The sequence below is a fragment of the Halospina denitrificans genome (genome assembly GCF_004364635.1).
In the GTDB taxonomy this organism is placed as follows: domain Bacteria; phylum Pseudomonadota; class Gammaproteobacteria; order Pseudomonadales; family Oleiphilaceae; genus Halospina; species Halospina denitrificans.
The window spans coordinates 311,952-333,364 of the sequence record NZ_SOAX01000001.1; the positions used below are offsets into that span (position 1 = coordinate 311,952).

19 protein-coding genes are annotated in these 21,413 nt (G+C 61.2%); 8 read left to right on the forward strand and 11 right to left on the reverse strand.

Annotation, left to right across the window (positions count from 1 at the left end):
* Positions 1-112: 112 nt before the first annotated feature.
* From DES49_RS01515 to DES49_RS01530, 4 genes are all read right to left on the reverse strand, one after another.
* Positions 113-541: a hypothetical protein gene (locus DES49_RS01515; protein WP_133734613.1), complete on the reverse strand. Its 429-nt coding sequence runs from the start codon at positions 539-541 to the stop codon at positions 113-115.
* Between the two features lie 309 nt (positions 542-850).
* Positions 851-3,958, reverse strand: a complete 3,108-nt coding sequence (locus DES49_RS01520) for an efflux RND transporter permease subunit (RefSeq protein WP_133734614.1) — start codon at positions 3,956-3,958, stop codon at positions 851-853.
* Entirely contained in the window at positions 3,955-5,172 is a 1,218-nt protein-coding gene (locus DES49_RS01525) for an efflux RND transporter periplasmic adaptor subunit (protein WP_133734615.1), read from the reverse strand. Before DES49_RS01525 ends, DES49_RS01520 begins: the two co-directional genes overlap by 4 nt.
* Entirely contained in the window at positions 5,165-6,526 is a 1,362-nt protein-coding gene (locus DES49_RS01530; RefSeq protein WP_279591370.1) for an efflux transporter outer membrane subunit, read from the reverse strand. The genes DES49_RS01525 and DES49_RS01530 overlap by 8 nt, the downstream gene beginning before the upstream one ends.
* A gap of 224 nt (positions 6,527-6,750) precedes the next feature.
* On the opposite strand from DES49_RS01530, the gene DES49_RS01535 reads away from it, so the two are divergent.
* The 5 genes from DES49_RS01535 to DES49_RS01555 all read left to right on the forward strand — a co-directional run bounded on the left by DES49_RS01535 (position 6,751) and on the right by DES49_RS01555 (position 11,135).
* Positions 6,751-6,894, forward strand: a complete 144-nt coding sequence (locus DES49_RS01535; protein ID WP_133734617.1) for a DUF3096 domain-containing protein — start codon at positions 6,751-6,753, stop codon at positions 6,892-6,894.
* A gap of 40 nt (positions 6,895-6,934) precedes the next feature.
* Positions 6,935-8,521: a BCCT family transporter gene (locus DES49_RS01540; RefSeq protein WP_133735014.1), complete on the forward strand. Its 1,587-nt coding sequence runs from the start codon at positions 6,935-6,937 to the stop codon at positions 8,519-8,521.
* 73 nt (positions 8,522-8,594) lie between these two features.
* Positions 8,595-9,179 (forward strand): TetR/AcrR family transcriptional regulator, encoded by a 585-nt coding sequence (locus DES49_RS01545; protein ID WP_133734618.1) that lies wholly within the window; start codon positions 8,595-8,597, stop codon positions 9,177-9,179.
* 69 nt (positions 9,180-9,248) lie between these two features.
* The gene (locus tag DES49_RS01550; protein ID WP_133734619.1) at positions 9,249-10,361 is read left to right on the forward strand and encodes an alkene reductase; all 1,113 of its coding nucleotides are present in this window, start codon (positions 9,249-9,251) and stop codon (positions 10,359-10,361) included.
* Between the two features lie 36 nt (positions 10,362-10,397).
* Positions 10,398-11,135 carry an SDR family oxidoreductase gene (locus DES49_RS01555; protein ID WP_133734620.1) on the forward strand — a complete coding sequence of 246 codons (738 nt, stop codon included), beginning with the start codon at positions 10,398-10,400 and terminating at the stop codon, positions 11,133-11,135.
* A 39-nt stretch (positions 11,136-11,174) separates the two neighbouring features.
* Here the strand turns inward: DES49_RS01555 and DES49_RS01560 are convergent, their stop codons facing one another.
* The 4 genes from DES49_RS01560 to DES49_RS01575 all read right to left on the reverse strand — a co-directional run bounded on the left by DES49_RS01560 (position 11,175) and on the right by DES49_RS01575 (position 16,262).
* Positions 11,175-12,209, reverse strand: a complete 1,035-nt coding sequence (locus DES49_RS01560) for a DUF5924 family protein (RefSeq protein WP_133734621.1) — start codon at positions 12,207-12,209, stop codon at positions 11,175-11,177.
* A 94-nt stretch (positions 12,210-12,303) separates the two neighbouring features.
* Positions 12,304-13,758, reverse strand: coding sequence for a 1-acyl-sn-glycerol-3-phosphate acyltransferase (locus tag DES49_RS01565; protein WP_133734622.1), 1,455 nt, complete (start codon positions 13,756-13,758; stop codon positions 12,304-12,306).
* 36 nt (positions 13,759-13,794) lie between these two features.
* Positions 13,795-14,835: a M14 family metallopeptidase gene (locus tag DES49_RS01570; RefSeq protein ID WP_133734623.1), complete on the reverse strand. Its 1,041-nt coding sequence runs from the start codon at positions 14,833-14,835 to the stop codon at positions 13,795-13,797.
* Positions 14,823-16,262, reverse strand: a complete 1,440-nt coding sequence (locus DES49_RS01575) for a glutamate-cysteine ligase family protein (protein ID WP_133734624.1) — start codon at positions 16,260-16,262, stop codon at positions 14,823-14,825. The genes DES49_RS01570 and DES49_RS01575 overlap by 13 nt, the downstream gene beginning before the upstream one ends.
* 143 nt (positions 16,263-16,405) lie before the next feature.
* Between DES49_RS01575 and DES49_RS01580 the strand changes: the two genes are divergently transcribed.
* Positions 16,406-17,185 carry an LOG family protein gene (locus DES49_RS01580; protein ID WP_133734625.1) on the forward strand — a complete coding sequence of 260 codons (780 nt, stop codon included), beginning with the start codon at positions 16,406-16,408 and terminating at the stop codon, positions 17,183-17,185.
* On the opposite strand, the gene DES49_RS01585 is transcribed toward DES49_RS01580, so the two are convergent.
* The 3 genes from DES49_RS01585 to cynS form a co-directional block, all read right to left on the reverse strand.
* A complete protein-coding gene (locus DES49_RS01585; protein WP_133734626.1) occupies positions 17,182-18,537 on the reverse strand; it encodes an MBL fold metallo-hydrolase RNA specificity domain-containing protein in 1,356 nt (451 codons plus the stop codon). The two genes, DES49_RS01580 and DES49_RS01585, sit on opposite strands and share 4 nt — an antisense overlap.
* A 126-nt stretch (positions 18,538-18,663) precedes the next feature.
* Positions 18,664-19,893, reverse strand: coding sequence for an alginate export family protein (locus DES49_RS01590; protein ID WP_243864808.1), 1,230 nt, complete (start codon positions 19,891-19,893; stop codon positions 18,664-18,666).
* Positions 19,894-19,975: 82 nt separating this feature from the next.
* Positions 19,976-20,416 carry a cyanase gene (gene cynS, locus DES49_RS01595; protein ID WP_133734627.1) on the reverse strand — a complete coding sequence of 147 codons (441 nt, stop codon included), beginning with the start codon at positions 20,414-20,416 and terminating at the stop codon, positions 19,976-19,978.
* A gap of 236 nt (positions 20,417-20,652) precedes the next feature.
* Here cynS and DES49_RS01600 point away from each other — a divergent pair, with 236 nt between their 5' ends.
* Together DES49_RS01600 and DES49_RS01605 are read left to right on the forward strand one after the other, a co-directional pair.
* The gene (locus DES49_RS01600) at positions 20,653-21,000 is read left to right on the forward strand and encodes a hypothetical protein (RefSeq protein WP_133734628.1); all 348 of its coding nucleotides are present in this window, start codon (positions 20,653-20,655) and stop codon (positions 20,998-21,000) included.
* A complete protein-coding gene (locus tag DES49_RS01605; RefSeq protein WP_133734629.1) occupies positions 20,981-21,379 on the forward strand; it encodes a gamma-glutamylcyclotransferase family protein in 399 nt (132 codons plus the stop codon). Before DES49_RS01600 ends, DES49_RS01605 begins: the two co-directional genes overlap by 20 nt.
* Positions 21,380-21,413 lie beyond the last annotated feature (34 nt).

Below are 21,413 nucleotides of genomic sequence, written 5' to 3' on the forward strand. Positions count from 1 at the left end.
AACAGGGCCTCGGGAAGTCATCACTGCGACGGGTCCGGGCCCTATTCTGCCTGATCCCGGCTCAGCCTGGTATCCGGGAAATCAACCATTCCACCGACGGAGCCGGGTGGGATCAGGCACTCGGATAATGCAGCAGATCCCTGAGCACCAGGCCAACATCGATGCCCTGCTCACCCAGTTCAATGCCCTCATCCATATCCCGTAGCGTTCCCGCCCGGTGGCTGCACAGCATGAGGTCCACCCACTCTGGAGAGCGGAATCGATGGTTCTCGGCCAGCAGGGCATCGATGAAGGCATCGGCCTGGTGCGGGTCGAGCCAGGTAACGCTCGGGCGGGGTTCCGGTGCCCAGAGGTGGTAGACAGGCGGGCCCGGCATGCCGGTGGAAGGCCGTTCATCAATGTGCACGCCCATGGCCCTGAGCAGGCATTGGGCACTGTCCGTCATGCGGCTCTTCAGCACCAGGATGTCAAAGCAGTTGGCGGCGCGGGCGGCCACTTCGGGGGCAAATGCCTGTTGGGGAAAAACGTTGGTTCCAGTCACGGGCTTCTCCTGTGTCTCGTTCCGTAGGGAGAAGCCAACGCGGAGCAGTATGATGGCGGGACGGAGCGGCGCAATGGCCCGGTACTCCAATCCGACCTTTCACCCTTGACGCGAAGGCTCCAGTCTTTCCTGCGGAGGTACTCGGGCTCGGCGGTTGATTCCGCCATACCGTTGCGCGACAGCCCCGGATTCTCACCGGTGTTCCCCTCGTTGCAGGTGCTTACAAGATAGGGCAAATCTGTCGTTCACACAAGGCTTGATTCCATATCCTGTGTGCCTGCCTTCATGCCAGGCACAGGATATGGGATGTCAGCCAGACCCTGGTGCGCCCGTCAGGCGGCGAAAGATGTGGAGCCCGTCTTCGAGGATCATGTACAGACAGGGCACGATGATCAGGATGATGGCGGTGGCGAACACGATGCCGAAGCCCAGGGACACGGCCATGGGAATCAGGTAGGCCGCCTGGCGCGAGGTTTCCAGGATGATCGGGGTGAGCCCGCCAAAGGTCGTCAGGGTGGTGAGCAGGATGGGCCGGAAGCGGCGGATGCCGGCCTGGTAGATGGCATCCATGACCGAGGTGGTGCCGCGCTGGCGATTGGCGTAGTCCACCATGATGAGGGAGTCGTTCACCACTACGCCAGACAGCGCCACAATGCCCATGATACTGACCAGGGACAGGTCGTGACCCAGCAGCATGTGCCCAAGAATGGCGCCCACGGCGCCAAAGGGAATGGCCGTCATGACGATCAGTGGTTGCATATAGCTGCCGAAGGCAATGGCAAGCAGCGCATAGATCACCCCCATCGCCAGCCCGAATCCGCCCCAGAGGGCGCTGGTGGATTCACGCATGTCGGCCTGGCTGCCCTGGAAGCTGGCGGTGATGCCGGGGAAGTCGGCCCGAAGCTGGGGCAGCACGTCCGTCTGGATGGCCTGGACGATGCGGCCGGAGGCACTCTTGGGTTCCACGTCCATACCCACGGTGATGACGCGGCGGCCATCGCGCCTGTCGATGGAGCGGAAGGCTTCACCCCGGTCGAATCGGGCCACATCCATGAGCGGGGCCTCGCCACCATCCGGGATCTGGATGACGAAATCCTCCAGGTAGTGAAGGTCCTGGCGTTCCGCCTCCGGGAGCCGCACGCGGATCTCGTTTTCATTGGTGCCCCGGAGCTGGCGCAGTGCCACGGCGCCGAAAAAGGCATTGCGCACCTGGGTCCCGACCTCGGAGGAGGTCAGACCCAGGGCCCGCCCTTCAGGACGCAGCTTGAAGTCAAACTGGGGCTTACCCCGCGTATAGCTGTCGTTGACATCCCGGGTCTCCGAGAATTCCTCCATGCGCTCGAAGAAAACCTGGCTTGCCTCGGCCAGGACATCAATATCGGAGTGACTGAGGTCAACGCTGATGTCATCACGCCAGCTTCCGGGCCCCTGCTCGGCCTCGAAGGTGATCTGGTCCACGCCTTCAAAGTCGCCGATTTCCTCGCGCCACAGCTCGATAACCTCGTCGACACTCATGGTCCGATCGTCCGAGTGTTTGAGGACGATCTCCACATCAATGCTGCGCTGGCCCCGGACATTGGTCTTGATGCCCTCGGCCTGCTCGTGGAGGTCGTGTTTCTCGAACATCCGGTGGGTGGATTCGGTAATCGCCATGGCCACCTCGCCGGCCCGCCGCGTCGTGGTGCCCACGGGCAGGGAGACGCCGGCTTCAATCTCGTCGGCCTCCACCTCGGGCATCATGATCATGCCCATGTGGGCACTGCTGGCGTAGGCGCCCACCACCAGCAGCAGTGTCACCGACGTGGTCAGGGTGACATAGCGGTAGCGCAGGGAGGCGTCCAGCAGCGGGCGGTAGCCCCGGTCGATCAGCGCCTGGAACCATCGGGAGACGATGCGCTGCAGTCCGTGCAGCCAGTGCCCGAAGATGGTGATGCTGCCACGGCCACTGTGGCCCAGGTGGGCGGGCAGGATGAAAAGCGCCTCAAGCAGGGAAATGGCCAGCACGGTGATCACTACCGCACCCAGCGGCCACCAGAACTGGCCCATGGTACCGGGCACGAACAGCAGCGGCGTGAATGCAACGATGGTGGTCAGGATGCTGAACGTCACCGGTCCTGCAATATCCTGGGCGCCCCTGATGGCGGCGGTCATGAAGTCCATGCCGCGCTCACGGTACTCGTAGATGTTCTCACCCACCACGATGGCATCGTCCACCACGATCCCCAGGACCATGAGAAAGCCGAACATGGAGATCATGTTGATGCTGACACCGATCAACGGCAGGAAGACGATGGCCCCGATAAAGGAGGTGGTCATGCCCATCATGATCCAGAAGGCGAGGCGGTATTCGAGGAAGAGGCTCAGGATCACCAGTACGATGACGATGGCGAGCACCCCGTTTTCCAGCAGCATCGTCATGCGGTCCTCGAAGTGCTGGGCCCGGTTGCTGTCGATGCGCTGGTTGACGCCGTCAGGGAGCGTGGTCTCCAGCTCGGCCATCACGGATTTGACCGCCGCGGATATTTCCAGGGGGGACTGGGAGCCGGTGCGGAAGATCTCGATTTCCACGGAAGGCTGGCGGTTGAAGCGGGCATGGAAACCGGTCTCGTCAAAGCCGTCCCGGATCCGGGCGATGTCGGACAGGGTCACGTCCCCGCCGGAGTCGCTGCTTTTGATCACAATGCTGCCGAATTCATCGGCCCACTGCTTGCGCTCCTGCATCCGCAGCAGGATCTCGCCGTTTTCGGTCTCGATGGCCCCCGCCGGAATATCGCGGCTGGACTGCTCGATGATGGAGGCGATCTCGCCAAGGGTCAGGTTGTGCTCGCGCAACACGCGTTGCGGAACCTCGACCTGGGTGAGGTAATCCGGCACGTCGCTGATTTCCACCTGGGTGATGTCGCCTTCGCTCAGCAGGCGATCCCGGGTCTGTTCGGCAAGCTGGCGTAATGTCCAGATATCGACGTCACCGTAGATGGCCATTTCGATGACACTATGGCTGCGCCCCTGCAGTCGGACCCGGGGTTCCTCGGCGTTGTCGGGGAAGGTACGGATGCGGTCGACAGCCTGCTCGATGTCCTGGAGTCCTTTCATCCGCTCCGTGCCGGGCACCAGTTCAAGAAGGATGGTGCCGGTGCCCTCCCGCGCGGTGGACGTCATCTCCTTGATGCCCTCCAGCCCCCGCACGGCCTCTTCCACCGGCAGCAGGATGCCCTCTTCGACTTCTTCCGGCGCGGCGCCGGGGTATTCCACCTGGACTTCAACCACATCCAGGCGGAACTCCGGGAAGACCGACTTCTGGATCTCGAAGGCGGTCCAGATACCGCCGGCAAGCAGGATGACCATCAGCAGGTTGGCGGCAATGGAGTTGCGCGCCATCCAGGTTATGGGACCAGTCCAACCCTCGCGATCCGTCATTCTTCAGCGTCCTCGAGCCGGACGTCGGCACCGTCAACCACGGTGGACAGGTGACTGGTTATGACGCGGTCGCCGTCATCCAATCCGCTGCTGATATAGGCATGCTCGGCGTCCTGGAACCGGATCTCCACATCACGGATGGCGAGCTCCCCATCCGCCATCACCCAGACGGTATTGTTCCGGCGTACGTAGTTGCGGTCCAGCTTGACCACGTCCTGAATGGCGCGTCCCTGGATGTGGTTCTCCACGTAGGAGCCAATCAACAGCGGCGGTTTGCGGGCTTCGCCTGAATCCAGCCCAAAGGGATCATCAATGGTGATGAGAACCCGCGCCATGCGGGAATTGTCTTCGAGTTCCCCCACCAGTTTATAGAGGCGGCCCTCGCGGTGGACGCCTTCGGGCCAGGCGGTGTTGTTGCGGACCCGAACAGCGGCGCCCTCGCTGTTCGATCCGTCCGGAAACGAGAGCCAGCGCAGTTTGTCCGTCGGCACCGTGGTTTCCACCCAGTAGGTTTCCACGCCCACCAGCCGTGCCAGGGATTCACCGGTACTGACCTGGGAGCCGGTGTTCACTTCCCTGGTCAGCACCCGAGCGTCGAAGGGGGCCTTGATCCGCGTCCGTTCGAGCTGCAGCTGTGCCTGGCGGACCGCCGCCTCGGCCGCCTCCACGGCCGCCTGGGCGGAATCGAGCTGGGGCTGTCGCAGCACCAGCGCCCTGTTGGGTCCTGACAGCTCCTCGTCCAGCAGCTGGAATTCCTGCTCCGCCACGTTCTGGCGCCCCTTTTCGACCTCCAGGTCCGCCCTGGCCTGTCGCAGCTCGCTCCGGCGCTGCTGCAGCGTGGTTTCATAATCCGCCTGGTCAATCCGCACCAGGGTCTCGCCTTCCTCCACGATGCCCCCCGGGGTGAGCTCGGGCGCATGGCTGACCACCATGCCGCTGACCCGGGGTCTGAGGACAACCTCGCGGGCGGGCTGGACGGTGCCCATGGCGGTAATCGTCGGCCTGAAGGTGCCTTTGGTCACTTCCGTCACCTCGACCAGCATGGCGGTGTCCCGCGGTGCCTCGCTGCGGGTGGCACTGGGTTCGGTCCGGAATATGAACCAGATCAGCCCGGCGCCCAGGGCGAGGATCAGTATCGAGATGATTGTGGTCTTGAACCAGCCGGCCCGGCCGGTTTCTGGCCTGGCAGCACTGTCGTTGACGGCTTCACTCATTGTGGCTCAGTTCTCCGGTTTCACGCCCCGTGTCAAAGCCGCCCGCCAGGGCGCGGTAGAGGGCAATACGAAATTCCAGCAGTTCCAGTTCCGCGGACAGCAGGTTTCGGCGTAACTCCTGACGGTCCGTCAGGGTATTCAGCACATCAATGTAATCGGTGACGCCGTTGAAATACTCGAGACGGAGCTGTTCGTAGGTGGCGTCTGCGAGGCGCAGCTGCTCCTCCAGGCTCTCGATACGCCGGCGCTGCTTTTTTTCCTGGATAAGAGCGTCCTCGACTTCCTGGAAAGCGGTCAGGATGGTCTGGCCGTATTCGAACAGCCGCTGCTGTTTGATGGACCGGCTCCGTGCCACCTCGGCATCGCGTTGGCCGGCGTCGATCAGCGGGGCGACCAGGTTGCCGGCAAAGGCGCTTGCCCAGTTGTCAAAAAGGTCATTGGCATCATTCTCCCGGGTGGAGACGGAGGCATTGAGGGTCAGGCGCGGGTACTGGTTGCTGATGGCGGCGGCGAGAGCCGCGTCGGCGGCTCGCAGTCGGTTGTGCGCACGGCGGACATCCGGGCGCCGTTGAACAAGTTCCACGGGGAGTCCGGTTTCCGGCAATGGAGGCAGTTCCGGGAGCGAGCGTCCTGCCTGGTCAATTGCGCTGCGTGGCGGTTTTCCCAGAAGCACGGCCAGCTGGTGTTCGAAAACCTGTATCCGGGACTCGATCGTCAGTTTCTGTTCCCGGGTGGACTCAAGCAGCTGGCGCTGGCGAAGCACGTCGGCGCTCTGTGTCTGGCCACTGCCGAAACGGGTTTCAATGAGTCGCAGTACGTCGCGGTTGGTCTGGATCTGGTTGTTGATCAGCTCAAGCTGGCTGCGTTCCTCCATCAGGCGATACCAGGTCCGGGTCACTTCCGCCGAGAGCGAAAGTGCCGCTGTCTGGTAGTCGGCGTAGCTGGCCTGGAGCCGGAATCGTTCGGCATCAACCCGGGAACCGATGCGTCCCCACAGATCCACCTCATAGCTGGAGCTCAGTCCCAGCTGTAGCTGCTCGGTATCAGAGCCGCGTTCACTGCCGCGACGGGTCTCCGCATCCGCGTTTGCGTCAAGGTCCGGAAAGAGGGAGGCGGACTCCCGATCGAGCACAGCGCGCGCCTCGCGAAGACGCTGCCAGGCGACCCTGAGGTCGAGATTGGAGCCCAGCGCCCGGTCCACACGTTGATTCAGGGGGTCATCATCAAAGGCACGCCACCATTTATCGGGCATGGTGGCATCACCGGAGTCTGAGAAACTCTCCGGCGGCGCCACTGGCGCAGGGATCTCCTCCCGGGAAGACGCACAGCCTGTGATCAGGAGCAGGCAAACCACGGCTACGGAGTAAAGGCGTACAGATGGGCCGCTCAACTCAAGTCCGTTACTGCGCGTTGTTGCCAAATCGTAATCCCCGGCTGATCGCTGGTAGGAAACCCCGTTATGGCGGTTCAGCCTAACAAGTGATCGCTTAAATAATAAGCCCTATAGTAGCCTAACGGCGCTATGGTCTGAGAGGATACGAACAGAATCCTGTCTACGTGCACAAGGAGAAAATCCCCATGACGCTTCATATTGATCTCGCACCGATCATTTCACTGGGTGCTGGTATCGGCATACTGCTGTTTCCCAAGCTTTTGAATTATATTGTCGCGGGCTATCTGATCGCCCTGGGCGTCCTTGGGCTGTTGGGCCAAGGCTTCTAGATCCATGGCCAGCGCTGTCTCAAGGACGAAGCAATGGCTGATGGCGCTACCCTGGCCGGGATGGGTGTTCTTTCTGTCGGTGGGCGTGCTGGCGCTGTTTCTGGGCCTCGGCGTTCAGCAGCCCGAGCAGCTTGCACTGGGCTCCCAGAAGGCACTGGACTTTACCACCGATCATTTCGGGTGGCTCTATCTCTTCACCACCACGGGCTTCCTGGTCTACTGCGTCGGCATTGGGCTGAGCAACTATGGCCATATCCGGCTGGGTGCCGATGGCGAGGCGCCGGAGTTCCCCTATACCACCTGGCTGGGCATGATCTTTTCGGCGGGCATGGGCGTCGGGCTTGTCTTCTGGGGCGTTGCCGAGCCCATGAGTCACTACATGAGCCCGCCTCTCGGCATTGCTGAAAGCCAGACCCCGCAGGCTGCAAGTCTGGCCATGCAGTATTCGCTCTTTCACTGGGGTTTCCACCAATGGGCGAACTTTGCAGTGGTCGGGCTGGCGATTGCCTATGTGCGCTTTCGCCAGCAACGCCCCGGCCTGATCAGTGAAACCTTCCGGGCCAGTCTCGGGGACCGCGTTGATGGCGGCGTGGGTCATGGCATCAATGTGCTGGCCGTGGTTTCCACGGTCTTTGGCGTGGCAACCACCCTGGGGCTGGGGGTTATCCAGATCAACAGTGGCCTGTCGGCGGTGGCCGGGGTGGAATTCGGTGTTGATCAGCAGCTGAGTATTCTTGCCGGTGTGACCGTTATTTTCCTGCTCTGTGCCATGATGCCGCTGGAGAGTGGCGTGCGCTATGTCAGTGACGCCAATATGCTCCTGGCCGCCCTGGTGCTGCTGTTTGTTTTCTTCTTCGGCCCCACCGACTTCATCACGGCGGCACTGACCAATGCGCTCGGGGACTACTTTTCCAACATGATCGGTATGAGCTTCGTGATGAGCCCCTACACCGGGGATGACTGGGTGGAGCGCTGGACCATCTTCTATTGGGCCTGGGGACTCTCCTGGGCGCCCTTCGTAGGCAGCTTTATTGCCCGTATTTCCCGGGGTCGAACCGTGCGTGAATTTGTGCTGGGTGTAATCGGGGTGCCGGTGTTGCTCAGTATGCTCTGGTTTGCGACCTTCGGTGGTTCCGCACTCTACTTCGAGTTGTTCGAGGGAGCGGCGATCGGGGACGCGGTGGTCCGGGAAATGAGTTCGGCGCTCTTCCTCACCCTGGAGTCGCTGCCCGGTACGGAGATACTCGGGATTACGATCCTGGTGCTGATCGTGCTCTTCGTCATAACGTCCGCCAACTCCGCAACCTTTGTGCTGGGCATGTTTACCAGTCGGGGTGTGTTGGCCCCCAGTCGCCTTATGCGCCTGACCTGGGGTGTTATCCAGGTGCTGGTGGCCGGGCTGTTGCTGGTCAGTGGCGGGTTGGCGGCGCTCCAGACCATCTCTGTCGTGGCCGCCTTCCCCTTCATGATTCTCATGATCTTCATGGCGGCCTCACTCCTGAAAGACCTGCGCGGTGAAATCCGCCAGAAGGAACTGCACGAGGCCATTATGTATGAACGTCTGCAAGCGTTGCTCGAGGCCAGGGACGCGGAAGATCAGCAATCGGAGGACGGAGGGACTCGCTGAGATTCAATCAAAGGCGGCGCTGTTTCCGGAGGTATCTTGACGATTACTAGGAGACTGGTCTAATATAAAAATCATGACAGGCAACGAAACCCGAGAACACATCATCCAGAGCGGCGCGGAACTGATCCTGCGCAACGGCTTCCGGGCAACCGGCATCAACACGGTGCTGGATGAGGCCGGCGTACCCAAGGGGTCGTTCTATTATTACTTCAAGAGTAAGAACGACTTTGGGCTGGCGGTCATTGATGCCTATGCCGAAAGCTACAGGGAGCGTCTGGATGCAACACTGGGGGATGACACGCGAACGCCCCTGGAGCGTATTCGACTCTATCTGGATACGGCAGCCGGGGACGTCGCTGCAAGCGACTACTCGAAAGGCTGTCTGATCGGGAACCTGGGCCAGGAACTCGCAGCCCAGAACGACGCGTTTCGGGAGCGGCTGAACGATGTGTTCGCGGCCTGGGAACAGCGCTTCCGGGACTGTATTGCGGAAGGCCAGCAACAGGGTGAGGTTGCGTCGGAACTCGATCCGAGAGAAGCAGCATCGCTGTTACTTTCCGGTTGGCAGGGTGCTTTGTTGCGGTCCAAGCTGACACGCTCCAGCGAGCCACTCACCCATTTCCGCAACCTGTTGTTTTCAAGGGTGCTTCAACCCTGATCCATTTTTGCCGGATTTATAGTAGACCTGTCTAATTAACAGGTATTCACAGAATGAGGAGAATTGCTCATGACGGACACCACCAACCCACTCTTCCAACCACTGACGCTGGGTGATCTTGAACTGCCCAACCGCATTGTCATGGCACCGTTGACCCGGGCCCGGGCAGGTCAGCCCGGCGATGTGCCCAGTGACATGAATGCCACCTATTACGCCCAGCGCGCCAGCACGGGCCTGATCATCAGCGAGGCCACCCAGGTCTCCCAGCAGGGCAAGGGCTACGCCTTCACCCCCGGCATCTACACGCCGGAGCAGGTGGCCGGGTGGCGCAAGGTGACTGACGCGGTGCACGCCGCCGGTGGCCGGATGCACGCTCAGCTGTGGCATGTGGGTCGGATCTCGCATCCCGAGCTGCAACCGGGCGGTGATCTGCCGGTTGGCCCTTCCGCCATCAAGCCGGAAGGCTCGCAGGTATTCATCAGCGCCGAGTCCGGCATGGTGGATATCCCGACTCCGAGGGCACTGGAAGCCGATGAGCTGCCCGGAATTGTGGAGCAGTACCGCAAGGGTGCCGAAAACGCCAGGGAAGCGGGCTTTGATGGCATCGAGATCCACGCGGCCAACGGTTACCTGCTCGACCAGTTCATCCGTTCCGGCAGTAACCACCGCACGGACGAGTACGGTGGCTCCGTGGAGAACCGCCTGCGCTTCCCGATGATGGTGGTCGAGGCGGTCAAGGAAGTCTGGCCCGCCGCGCGTATCGGCATCCGCGTCAGCCCGACGGGCAGTTTCAACAGCATGCATGATGAGGATCCTCACAGCACCTATCGCGCGCTGGCACGCAAGGTGAACGAGGCGGGACTGGCGTACATTGAGGTGGTCGAGGATTCCTTCCAGGGCAACCACGAGAACGGCCGTCCTGAGAGCGTCATTGATGCGATCCGCGAGGCGTTCAACGGCGTTTACATTGGTAATGGCGCCTACACCCGGGAGGAAGCCATGGAGCGGATTGAGGCTGGTCGCTGTGACCTGGTCTCCTTCGGGCGTCCGATTATCGCGAACCCGGATCTGGTTGAGCGTTTCCGGCGTAATGCCCCACTTAACGAGTGGGATCAGAGCACCTTTTATGGCGGTGACGAGCGCGGCTACACCGACTATCCCACGCTGGACGAAAGCCAGTAAGACACGAAATCCAAATTCTGAGCAGGGAGTACCCGAATGTCAGAGATCAGCAATAAAGTAGTCATCATCACAGGCGCGAGCAGTGGCCTGGGCGAAGCCACGGCCCGCATGCTCGCCGACAAGGGCGCGAAACTCATGCTGGCGGCCCGGCGTGAGGATCGGCTGAAGGACCTCACCGAGTCCATCAAGTCCAACGGGGGCGAGGCAAGCTATCAGGTGGTGGATGTAACCGATCGCAGTGCCATGCAGTCACTGGCGGATCAGACACGCGAGACCTACGGACGCATCGATGTGCTGGTGGCCAATGCCGGCCTGATGCAGCTCGCGCCACTGGACAAGCTGAAGGTGGATGAGTGGGACACGATGATCGACGTTAACATCAAGGGTGTTCTGTACGGCCTGGCGGCGGTCCTGCCCACCATGCGTGAGCAGCAGTCGGGCCATATCATCAACCTGTCTTCCGTGGCCGGCCACACCGTCTTCCCCGGAGCGGCCGTCTACTGCGCGACCAAGTACGCGGTCAAGGCGCTCTCCGAGGGCATTCGCCAGGAGTCCAACGGTGAGATCCGCGCAACCAATATCTCCCCCGGTGCGGTGGATACGGAGCTGACGGACCACATCACGGACCCGGGCGCCCAGCAGGCCGCCGGTGACCTGTATTCCGTGGCCATTGGCTCCGACGCCATTGCCCGTGCCATCACCTATGCCATTGAGCAGCCCGGCGATGTGGACGTGAATGAGATGATCATCCGCCCCACCAAGCAGGAGCTGTGATTCGCGGGCCGGGCCCATTGGGGTCCGGCCATCCTCCCCCTATTCCGAGATCCGGAAGCGGACCTCGCCCAGCATCTGCCCCGACTCTGTCGTCACCCTGACCCGCCATTGGCCCTCCGGATTCGGGGGGAAAACGAGCTTGTGCGTCCAGGCGCGGTAACCCGCCTTTCGCCCTCCCGTCACCTCCAGTGGGATACGGTCATAGGTGTGTCCCTCATGAATCCATTCGTGGTAGACCCTCTCGTTCAGACCCCGTGGCGCCCGTATCGCGGTATAGGCATACAGGCCCCGCTCCAGGACGTTATCGGCAGACGGATGGCGGAGGCTGCGTCCCGCCGTCAGATCGTCCTGGTCCACAACATGGGTAATGGTGCTGTCGGTCAGCCAGAGTGTTGCGGGCGGAACGGCGGGTCTTGCCACCCACGCGATCACGCCCAGTGAAAGCACGATGCCAACCATGCCCGCCCCCTTCAGCATGCCGCCGAGAGGCACGACCTGGATGATGCTTGGAAGCGCCAGTGTCACGGTCAGTGCCGTGGTTATCGCGTAGCTCTCCCAGGTGGTGAGATGAACAATGATGGGCAGCGCGGTCAGCAGGACCACGGACAGGGCAAGGCAGTGATAGGCCAGGAAAAGCCACCGGTGTTTGGCCAGTCGGCCGTGGTAGAGGGGATCAATGATGGAAATCAGGCCCGCAATGCCGATCATCACCGTAAATACGGCCTGCGGGCTGGTCCAGGTGGTCGTGATGGCAAAAAAAGGCAGGACGAAGAAGAAGCTTTCCTGGTGCACGATCTGGGTGGTGTACCGGAGCAGGGTTGGCGGAATAGTGAACCCTGTTGTCACCCTGACAAGCCGCCGGATGGGCTCTTCCAGCAACAGCCACACCCAGCCGGCAAGCATCAAAAGCGCAATGATCCCAGCCGTTCTCGCCTGGCGATCGACCATCAGGAAACTGGCGAGGCCGCCAACAAATCCGATGGTTGCAAAAAAATAGGGATGACGCCGCCCATGGGCAACGGCTTTCAGGATCTTCCTTTTCCAGAGGCGCCGTGATGTGGCTGGTTCGGGCATGAGCACATACTCTTCAGGCCATTCGGGATATGCTGGCCAGCGAACGTTAGGGTAACCGGTTGAGTGAAGTCAAAAAATGTGGGTTACCGTTATGTCAGCCCTGGGGGGTTTCCCTCGGTTCGCCCGTGAGAGTGCGGAAGCGTTCGACGACTTCCTGGCGCTCACGCTGAAGCAGCTGCAGCAGTTCCTGCTGGTCCCAGAAAAAAGTCCTGACCAGGATCTTTTCCCGGTAGACCAGGATGTCACGGCGATAACGCAGCGTGATGAATCCGGTTGGCGGCAGGGTCGCGAGGTAGCCCAGAATGCCTTTCCAGCCCATCTCCGCTGAATACCAGAGCCAGAAACCAAAGCCTCCGTAGCTGATGATGAAGGCCAGGAAGCCAATGCCGAAATAGGCGAAGGCCCGGATCGCCTCGTCCCGGTTCAGTTGGGCCGTGTACTTGGTGAAGAAGTAGGGAATGGCATTGTGTACAAGCCCGAACAGGGCCAGGGGTGCCATGGCGATCGCATAGATGGTCATCCGTAGCCGGATCAGGCGTTCGCGCACGGGCTCGTTCAGGGATTGCTTGACCACCTGGCTGAGTTCGGTCTGGTGCAGGTGGGCCTGGTAACGGTCGACCTGGCGTCTCAGGAGCTGGACCGCTTCGGGATCATTCGCGGTTGCCCGGGTGAGAACATCGGTCAGGTACTGTTCATTATGCAGCCGTGTTTCCAGGGGCGCATCGACGTCACCCGCATCCGGGTGATACCAGTCAAGCAGCTTCCAGATCCAGCGTTTGATGCGCGAGGGTTGCCGGTTGTCCGCATCCGTGGCCTCCGTGTTCCCGCCCTTTGTCTGCATGGGGTCCTGACCCAGTGCTTCGGCGAGATCCGTCGCCAACGCACGCACCTGATCGTTTTCCACGTGCAGGGTCTGACGGCGCAATGATTCCTGAAGGTGGGCCGTCAGCCGCGCCACCGCTTCCTCGGGGTCTTTCCGGTGCAGCTCCGCGTAGTCAGCTACCCGTATGGGCGCCGCGTAACGCAGCAGTACCGCGGACATGAACAGTTCCCGATTCTCGAAGTTCAGCCCCACCGGCACAATCTTCAGCCCCAGCCGGTAATTGTTGCGGGCTTCCGCCGCCAGGGCCATTCGTGCAGTGCCGGGACGGACTTCCCCGATTCCCCGCGCCGGGGAATTACTGCCCTCTGGAAAGATGCCCAGACAACCACCACGCTCGAAAAGCTCGTAGACCTTTTCGAATACCTCCACGTTGCGGCTGCCTGCGTCCCGGGTTTCATGGGAGCGGTAGACGGGGATGGCGCCGACCCCGTAAAGCAGCCCCGCCACAATGCGGTTGCGGAATAGCCCGCTCTTGGCCAGGAAGTGGATCTTGCGGCGGTTCTGGGTCGCCAGAAGTATGGCATCGAGGATGGAGGTGGGGTGATTGGAGGCGAGGATTACCGGGCCGGACTCCGGAACCCGCTCCTCGTTGTGGGAGCGGATACTGGTGAAGTACAGGTGGTTGAAGATGGAAAAGAGTCTGACAATGGGTCCGTACAGCTTCATGGACGTACCTTGGCCTGAATCGCGGCGGCGGTCAATTCAGGTCTGTAGTGGATAGGGTTCCATGATATAGCACAGACAGTCCTGGTGAATAACCGTAATGTCGGCGGTGAGCATGGACAGCAGGCAGGGGCGGCGTGTCAGGATCCGTTCGTTCTCATAGCGAATGTAGTCCTGGTGCACGTCCCGGCCGTCGTTGTCCCTCACGGTCAGCCCCGGGCTTCCCGGCGCCTTCCAGCCCAGCAGGGTGCCGGGCTGGAGGTAGCGGAAGTTGAGGGACTCGAGGTCCTCGGGGAAACACAGGTCATAACGCCGGGTCTGTTCACCAAATCCCAGGCTTGCGGTTTCATCCACCGTGATCCGGGCCACGGTATGGAAGACGTGGAGATCCTCACCCACCAGGGTGGCATCGCTGATCCCCTCTTCGACAAGAAGCTCATTCACGACCCGGACCACCCGGTTGATGCCTTCGGCAAGGCCGGATATACCGCATTCGAAGGTGGCGGTCGGGCACAGGCGGGACAGCGCCATCCCCAGCACCTCGTGGGGCTCCGTGAAGTAGACCAGGGTATTGCTGAGTTTGCGGGCGATGTTCAGGTAGCGCGGATCCAGCCGGTTCACGCAGCCGTAGATCGGGTTTCTGCCACTGTTGTTGTGCACATCCAGGGCCGCAAACAGGGGCTGGCTCGACAGCTCCTCCAGCAGTTGTTCCGCCATACGGCATTCCGGATGCTCGCCTCCGGCCCAGATGCGGTTGTAGTCCGGCTGGCCCGGAAGCCTGCGCACCCCATAGCGGGCGGCTTCCACATTGCCCACGAAGATCCAGAGGTCCCGCGGAAGTGGCAGGTTTTTCTCGTGAAAGTCGCGCAGCAGGATCTGGAGGGCCAGGAATCCCGAGACTTCATTGCCGTGCAGCAGAATGGATACAAACAGCGGCGGCTGGCGTTCACCGCGAAGACGTATGAGCGTGGGGCCGTCCAGGATCGTGTCCAGCCGGTTGACCGGGCAGTCCAGGAAGCCCCTGGGCAGGCGGTCCAGGTGTCTGATGTGCGTGGGGCGATCCGGATCTAGAGTGTCCATTGGTGCACCGGTATCTGTCTGGATTGGTTGCCCTGGTACGCTTGGGTCATGGCCCTGAAGTCACGCCCGTGCCGGGCGATATAGCCCCGCTGCCAGGCGGCGCCCGTCTGGCCTGTACGGACCCGTTCGCCAATGATGTCATGCAGGTAGGTCTGTATGTCCTGGTCGGCGATGCCGAGTTGTCTCAGACTCCGGTCGGTGGCGGGGATCAGTTCATTGAGCAGAAGATCGTGCAAGCTGTATTCGTGCCCGTCGAGCCAGAACACGGTAGCCGTCATGCCTTTCCGGGCCGCGCGGTAGAAGTTGGCGGCGGCGGGCCCGAAGCCCAGGCGATGCTCGGGCGCGTCGTCGAGTTCCGCCAGGTGATGGATCAGACCGTAGAAAAAAAGGATGTTGGCGATGCTGTCCGGCAGCGAGGGGCCGGCCGGAGCGACCCGGTGTTCCAGGCGCAGCGTGGGACTGCCCTCCCCGTCGACGTCAATCAGCGGCCGGTTCCAGCGCCAGATGGTGCCGTTGTGCAGGCGCAGGTGCTCCAGCCTGTGGTTGCCTTCCGGGTAGAGCAGCGGCAGCAGCGGTGGAAAGGAATCGCGGTTCTCACGGAACACTTCCATAAGTGAGTCGACGGCATAGCCCGTGCCGAAGGTGACCCGTTCGATCAGGTGGGCCTCCCTGTCGTAGAAGGCGGGAACCGCCACGGCCTGTTCGAAGAGCGGAATGCGGGATTCCTCCCAGAGTTCGTGGCCGAACAGGTAGGGAGAGTTGGCGCAGAGCGCGACCATCGGGGCCGAGAGGATATGGGCCGCGTTGTAAAAGCGCACGGCGCTGCTGTTTTCAAGCTGGAGATGAATCTGCAGTGACGTGGTCGCCGCTTCCGTCATCACGTCCCTGTGCTCCACGTGCAGATGGTCCTCACTCCCCTTGATGTCGATGGCCAGCGGGGAGCCCTGGCGGTTGTGCAGCACTTCCTGGTTCAGGGCGTAGTACCGCTGCATGGGCGACATGTTGGCCAGCGTCATGACGTCGTCCTTCAGCGTCGGCAGCGTGCCGATGTGCAGGGGGGAGAGTCCCAGGGTGCGGGCGGTCTGTTCGCAGGCCGTCCAGGTCGCCTGGAGCTGATCGTGCATGTGGCGGAACATGCGGGGCGCCGGAGGCTCCGGCTTTGTGTTGATCTCGAAGTTGAAGCGGGACAGCTCCGGGACCACCAGGGGGTTGTCCAGCGCTTTCAGGAAAGCTTCATTTTCCGGGGCCGCTTCGGCGTTGCGGTCGACCAGCCAGCCCTCCAGCTCGAGGCCGCAGGTTCCGGGAGCACTGGCGAAGCGGTTCTCCCGGAAACAGGCTTCCAGCTGCCGGGTCTCGTCATCAAGCCGTTCCCCGAAATGCTTCCGGTCCTCCTCGCTGAACTCACAGCGATCGATTTCCTGGCCCATGGATGACCTCCTGCAGCTGTTTGCCGCTTTCCCCCAGATTAGGCGTTACAGGCGTCACTGCAACAGGTTGTTGGCATATCGCTTGAAAATTCCGTGGCCGGGGCCGATGCTCTGGTTTCCGATAACCGTTGTTGAGGCTGAGCATGACCAAACGCGCCAATCTTGCCCATGAGGATGAGGCCTTTCTCAGTAGTGATGCAGGCCGCCCCATTCGGATCCTGGCGGAATACCTCAAACCATTGGATGCCTTCCAGAGCGCGGGTATAAGGGATACCGTCGTTTTCTTCGGCTCGGCGCGGCTGCGCGAGGATGGCCCCATGGGGCACTATTACACGGAGGCCCGGGAGCTGGCGCGCCGGGTTACCGAGTGGTCGAATGCAATGGAATCGCCGGCACACAGGTTCGTGGTCTGTTCCGGTGGCGGTGGCGGCATCATGGAGGCGGCCAACCGGGGCGCGGCCGATGCCGGTGGTCCGTCGGTCGGGCTCAATATCGGGCTCCCCCATGAACAGCGCCCCAATGATTATATTACCCCCGAGCTGACCCTGGAGTTCCGGTATTTCTTTACCCGAAAACTGTGGTTTGCGCACCTGGCCCGGGCCATGATCGCGTTCCCCGGGGGGCTGGGTACGCTGGATGAGCTGTGCGAGATCCTCACGCTTTCCCAGACCCGCAAGCTGTCGCGCCCCATCCGCGTGTTTCTCTACGGGCGTGCCTATTGGGAGGAGGTCATCAACTTCCAGGCGCTGGTGCGTTACGGGATGATCAACGAGAAGGACCTGGAACTCTTCCGCTTCGTGGAGTCCCCGGAGGAGGCGTTCCAGGCCCTGCAGGAAGGGTTGGCGGAGGACTTCGAGGACATCAGTCCCGCCTTTGCACGCTCCCTGTGCTGCGACCCCGAGGATCCGCAACAGCCGGGCTAGAGGTCCACCTCGCTGTTCAGTTCCGGGACTTCCGCGTTCCAGCCCAGTTCGTCCTCCAGGTGCTTGCGCATGGCGTCCGCGGCACAGGGTTCCCCGTGGGTGATGAATACCTTGCGGGGGCGGATGTCGGACTGCTTCAGCCAGGCAAGGATTTCCTCATAGTCCCCATGGGCCGAGAGTGAATCGATGTTGTGGACTTCCGCCCTGACTGGGTAATAGGCGCCATGGATCTTGATCCGGTCGGTGCCGTTCACCATGGCATCACCGCGTGTTCCCGGCGCCTGGAAGCCGGCGAAGATGACACTGTTGCGGTAGTCAGTCACCAGTGACTTCAGGTGGTGGAGGACCCGGCCACCCGTCGCCATGCCGCTGGCCGAGATGATGATGGCCGGCTTGCGGCGCTGGTTGAGCGCAATGGAATCGTCCACGGATCGCACGAAGGTGGTGTTTTCATCGATAGCCGCGCATTGTGCTTCATTGAGCCGGTGTTCGTGGTGATGGTGCAGGAACAGCTCTGTTGCGGAGATCGCCATGGGGCTGTTCAGGAACACGGGTACATCGGGGATGTGCTTTTCCTTCTGCAGTTTATGGATCAGGTACAGAAGCATCTGTGCCCGCCCCACCGCGAACGCGGGAAGCAGCGCAATACCGCCCCGGGCCAGGGTTTGATTGATCATCGAGGCCAGGGTTTCTTCCGGGTCCTCAGTGCTGTGTCGCCGGTCGCCATAGGTGGACTCCAGTAACAGGTAATCCGCGTTCTGGAGGGCCTCGGGTGGGCGCATGATGGGATCGGCCTGGCGCCCGACATCCCCGCTGAAGACAATGCTCTGGTTGTCGTGGCGCACCCGGACGCAGGCAGAGCCCAGTATATGACCGGCGGGGCTGAACAGGGCGGTTATATCGTCCGTTGGCGAGAATTCCTTGTTGTAGGCATGGGTCTCAAAGAATTCCAGGGCATGTCTGGCATCCTCCACCGTGAAGAGTGGTTCCGGGTTGTCATGGCGGGAGAATTTCTTTTTCTTCGCGTAGCGGGCATCTTCCTCCTGCAGGTGTCCGGCATCCGGAAGAAGTATCCTGCACAGTTCGTAGGTGGCCTGGGTGCAGTGGATTTTCCCCTTGAAACCATGCTTGACCAGCACCGGCAGGTAACCGCTGTGGTCAATGTGGGCGTGGGTCAGGATCACGCTGTCAATGGACGAGGGCGGTTCCGGAAAACCCTTCCAGTTACGGCGCCGCAGCATCTTGACGCCCTGATAGAGCCCACAGTCGACGAGAACGCGATGGCGATCCGTCTCCATGAGATGCCGTGACCCCGTGACCGTGTCGACGCCGCCCAGAAACCGTAACTTCATCAGTTGATCCCCTTTTCCGATAATGCCTGGCCCGCGTGGACGCTGTTTGCGTTGCGGGCCAGGACGGCTGGATTCATGGGGTTGAGTGAAGCACAGACTGAGCTGAAAGAGAAAGGGTGTTGATCTTCAGAAGTTGGCGCTTACCCAGAGCCAGGCCTTGTCCGTGTCCACACTGAAATCATCCGCGCTGTAGCTCGCGGCCTTGAAGCCGAGTGTGTAGGTCTCGTTCAGCGGCTTGGCGGCTAGTACGCCTGTTTCGGTGCCATAATCCTGGTTCGCGGTGTCACTCTCGAACTGGTGATGAATGGCCATCAGCTTGATGCCCCCGGCCTTGCCGCCAATGGAGGCATAGGTGTCGACCAGGCCGTTCGCCGGTGTGCCAAGGAACTTGTCCGTCCAGCCGTTCATGGCATGGAGTGTGGCCAGCGGCGTCTGGAAGGCGGCGTTGCCGTCGTCCGAGCCCAGCAGTTCCTGACCCAGCTTGACGGTTACGCCCGAGGCCTGGATCCCGCCTTCGATGAGGTAGTAATCCGTATCGAAGCTGTTGGGATTGTCGGCGTAGTCGGACTGCTGTGCGTATTCCAGCGTGTACAGGGCCTTGGCGCTGTCGCCCAACGCTGTGTCGCCGGTGAAACGAAGGCCGTAGCTGCTGGTGGAGGCGGCGTCGAGGCTGTCGTAGTCCAGCAGGTAGCTGTAGGCGGTCAGTGATCCGGCGGAAAGCCCATCATAGCGCGCATTGAAGATGCCACTCTGCATGCCGTCATCGCCCCGCGGACCGGCCGCTTCAGATACCAGCCGGTTGACGTTATGGATGTAGCCGGCCGTCAGGGTCGTGTCCGCAAGAGACTTGTTCACCACGGTGGCCGCATCAAAGGTCTGCTCGTTCTGACGCCAGCCGACGTGCCCCACGAAACGGTGGTTGTCCAGGGTAAAGAGCTGGCGACCGTACTTGATGTCGGTATCCGCGAGCCCCTGGTATCGCAGGTAGGCCTGGTTGATCTCCGTTTCGGTCGGATCCGCGACCACGGGATGGTTGGAGACGTTGTTCGTCGGGCTCGCGAAATTCTCAGATCCGATAGCGGTCACACTTTCAGCCTCCAGGAAGCCGCTGAAGCCACTGACCTTGCCCGTGCGATAGCCAAGCTTGGTCTTGATGGTGGAGGCGTGGGCGTCGTTGGGAATGCCGTCCTGGTCGACAAACTCGTAACGATACCGGGCACTCAGCGAGGCCTCGCCATTCCTGATGGCCTCGGTGACCGGATCCGCCACGGCCTGGCTCGCCGGCATGGCCGCCATCATCGCCAGGACGCTGATCGGGACGGTCCGTTTATTCCGGACAATAGGGTGCTTGTTCATCGTATGATCCTCTTTGATCCGATTGAAAAGGGCATAGCTGTGAAAGGGGTTTCGGAGGCCGCGCGATGCGGCCTCCCGGGGATTACCAACGGCGGTATGGGAGGAATTTGCCGTCCAGCGTGATCACCACACGGTCACCCTTGGGGTCTTCGACCCGGTCAACATGCATCTTGTAATCGATGGCGCTCATGATGCCGTCGCCGAACTTTTCGTGGACCAGATCCTTCACGCTCGGGCCATAGATCATGATGGCTTCATAAAGACGATAGAGGAGGGGGTCCTGAGGGACACTTTCGCCCCAGCTTTTGGAGGGGCAGGTCTGCAGCGTCTGCGGTACATCGCCCTTGAGACCCAGGGCGTCGCAGAGTGCTTTCGCCTGGTCTTCAAGCATGGTGTTCATGCCGTAGCAGCAGGACGCCACCCAGACGGGCGACATGCCAACCTTTTCGGCCAGTTGTTCCCAGGTCATGCCTTTCCTGTTCTTGGCGTCAAGAATGGCCGCCGTCATCTCTTCATGGTTCATAGGATTTCTCCCTGGTTGGTTTGAGGTGCATTGCTCTTAATTTGTGCCTGCGCCCAGAATCAGGGCAGGAGAAGGGGAGCAAAAGCCGCGCTATGGCTCGCCTTCAGGTTCCTGGGGAGAGTAGAAGCAGAAGCTGTGCCAATTCGTGGATGGGGGTGCCGTGGCGTCACTTTACCTCGGCTGGGTAGTTCTTTAGAGTCAAAGCAAGCCAGCGACGCCCTTTTAAGGAGAGAGTCATGCACAACATGCGCATTATCCAGCTACTTGCCCTGATGATCGTTCTGCTGATGGCTGCACCCGCCATTGCCAGCAGTCATAAGGACAAGGAACACAAAGGCGGTGGCCACCAGATGAACCCGAAAGCCATGTGCGAGCAGATGAAACGGATGAAAGCCATGCACGGCGGGCAGTCCATGGGAATGGGTAAGGACATGATGAAGGAGCGCCGCAAGGAAATGGTCGAGCGCCTGGATCTGACCGAGGAACAACAGCAGGAGCTTCAGGCCATGCATGAGGAGCATCGGGAGAAGATGCAGAAGCGCATGGAGAAGATGAAGGAACGCTGTGCCAACATGGACAACTGATTCGGACGCTGAGACGGACTCTGCTGAGACCCATTATGTTGCCGTCTATGGGACTCTGAAGCGGGGGCGTTCCAACCACCGTCTGCTGGGACGTGCCCGTTTTCTGGGCACGGACCATCTACGCTCGATTGTTCTCTTCGATCTGGGCCCCTATCCCGCTGCGCAGAGAAAGCCATCCCGAGGCGTTCTGGTGGAGGTTTACGAAGTGAATGACACCGGGCTCGCGCGTCTGGATGAACTTGAAGGTTATGACCCCAAGGCGCCCGAACTGGGTCAATATACCCGAAAACGCCTGAATACGCGTCATGGCGACGCCTGGGTTTATCTTTACAACAAGTCCGTGCGCGGCTGTCGGCGAATCAGCCGTGGGAGCTGGTGAGTGCCAGCATTTCGAGGTGCCAATAGAGGGGTAT

What these genes read in the sequence shown, in the direction of transcription:
- DES49_RS01525 (WP_133734615.1), bottom strand. Translation starts at nt 5,172, where the DNA reads ATGAGTGAAGCCGTCAACGACAGTGCTGCCAGGCCAGAAACCGGCCGG.
- DES49_RS01580 (WP_133734625.1), top strand. Translation starts at nt 16,406, where the DNA reads ATGACCAAACGCGCCAATCTTGCCCATGAGGATGAGGCCTTTCTCAGT.
- DES49_RS01585 (WP_133734626.1), bottom strand. Translation starts at nt 18,537, where the DNA reads ATGAAGTTACGGTTTCTGGGCGGCGTCGACACGGTCACGGGGTCACGG.
- DES49_RS01565 (WP_133734622.1), bottom strand. Translation starts at nt 13,758, where the DNA reads ATGAAGCTGTACGGACCCATTGTCAGACTCTTTTCCATCTTCAACCAC.
- cynS (WP_133734627.1), bottom strand. Translation starts at nt 20,416, where the DNA reads ATGAACCATGAAGAGATGACGGCGGCCATTCTTGACGCCAAGAACAGG.
- DES49_RS01570 (WP_133734623.1), bottom strand. Translation starts at nt 14,835, where the DNA reads ATGGACACTCTAGATCCGGATCGCCCCACGCACATCAGACACCTGGAC.
- DES49_RS01590 (WP_243864808.1), bottom strand. Translation starts at nt 19,893, where the DNA reads ATGAACAAGCACCCTATTGTCCGGAATAAACGGACCGTCCCGATCAGC.
- DES49_RS01600 (WP_133734628.1), top strand. Translation starts at nt 20,653, where the DNA reads ATGCACAACATGCGCATTATCCAGCTACTTGCCCTGATGATCGTTCTG.
- DES49_RS01535 (WP_133734617.1), top strand. Translation starts at nt 6,751, where the DNA reads ATGACGCTTCATATTGATCTCGCACCGATCATTTCACTGGGTGCTGGT.
- DES49_RS01550 (WP_133734619.1), top strand. Translation starts at nt 9,249, where the DNA reads ATGACGGACACCACCAACCCACTCTTCCAACCACTGACGCTGGGTGAT.
- DES49_RS01520 (WP_133734614.1), bottom strand. Translation starts at nt 3,958, where the DNA reads ATGACGGATCGCGAGGGTTGGACTGGTCCCATAACCTGGATGGCGCGC.
- DES49_RS01575 (WP_133734624.1), bottom strand. Translation starts at nt 16,262, where the DNA reads ATGGGCCAGGAAATCGATCGCTGTGAGTTCAGCGAGGAGGACCGGAAG.
- DES49_RS01540 (WP_133735014.1), top strand. Translation starts at nt 6,935, where the DNA reads ATGGCGCTACCCTGGCCGGGATGGGTGTTCTTTCTGTCGGTGGGCGTG.
- DES49_RS01560 (WP_133734621.1), bottom strand. Translation starts at nt 12,209, where the DNA reads ATGCCCGAACCAGCCACATCACGGCGCCTCTGGAAAAGGAAGATCCTG.
- DES49_RS01555 (WP_133734620.1), top strand. Translation starts at nt 10,398, where the DNA reads ATGTCAGAGATCAGCAATAAAGTAGTCATCATCACAGGCGCGAGCAGT.
- DES49_RS01545 (WP_133734618.1), top strand. Translation starts at nt 8,595, where the DNA reads ATGACAGGCAACGAAACCCGAGAACACATCATCCAGAGCGGCGCGGAA.